1 protein-coding gene is annotated in these 1198 nt (G+C 45.7%); it reads left to right on the plus strand.

Translation table 11 applies throughout. The features are described from left to right. Window positions 1-157: 157 nt before the first annotated feature. On the plus strand, window positions 158-1198 hold a 1041-nt coding region (glpT, locus tag ACWHAR_RS22255; protein WP_452087854.1), incomplete at its 3' end, for a glycerol-3-phosphate transporter.

Here is a 1198-nt window from a genome sequence, read left to right on the forward strand (position 1 = left end):
GAAAGCGCTATCATTATAAGTTAATAGCTTGGATGGAGATGAGGAGAGCCAGGAATCCAACCCCTTTTGACAAGGGGTGTTTTCTGGCTCTTTTTGTTTTTCGGGAAAGGAGGCACGCCACACATCCAGCACAAACAGCAAAGGGGGATAATTGTTAATGCTTAATATATTTAAACCGGCTCCTCACATTGAGAGACTGGATGATTCAAAGATGGATGCGGCATACAAACGGCTCAGGCTGCAAGTATTCATTGGTATTTTCATTGGCTACGCAGGCTACTACCTGCTGCGGAAAAACTTTGCCTTTGCCATTCCTTATCTGCAGGAACAGGGATTTTCGAAAACAGAACTGGGTTTGGTGCTGGCCGCTGTGTCCATTGCGTACGGCTTCAGCAAATTCATCATGGGAATGGTGTCTGACCGCTGTAATCCGAGATATTTTCTGGCGACAGGCCTATTTTTATCAGCAATCGTTAATATTCTATTCGTTTCAATGCCTTGGGTGACTTCGAGCGTCACCATCATGTTTATTTTTATGTTTATCAACGGATGGTTTCAAGGAATGGGCTGGCCGCCATGCGGCAGGACGATGGCCCATTGGTTCTCCATAAGTGAACGCGGCACAAAAATGTCGATCTGGAATGTCGCTCATAACATAGGCGGCGGTATTCTTGCTCCGCTTGTCACTCTTGGGATCGCGATGTTCGTCACTTGGAAAAGCGTGTTTTTCTTCCCTGCCATCATCGCCATTATCATTTCATTTTTAATTGTTTTATTGGTTCGTGATACGCCTCAATCCTGCGGACTCCCGCCAATTGAAGAGTATCGGAATGACTATCCAAAACACGCTTTTAAAAATCAGGAAAAAGAATTAACAACAAAAGAAATTCTTTTTCAATATGTGCTGAACAACAAATTTCTTTGGTACATCGCTTTTGCCAATGTATTTGTTTATTTCGTGCGGTACGGCGTGGTTGACTGGGCGCCTACTTACTTAACAGAAGCCAAAGGCTTTTCTCCTGAAGACTCGCGCTGGTCGTATTTTCTTTACGAATACGCAGGCATACCGGGAACGATCTTGTGCGGCTGGATCAGTGACCGATTCTTCAAAAGCCGCCGGGCACCGGCAGGCGTTTTGTTTATGGCGGGTGTTTTCATTGCCGTATTGGTGTACTGGCTGAATCCGGCCGGCAATCCG

The sequence above is a fragment of the Bacillus sp. LR--39 genome (assembly GCF_053613335.1).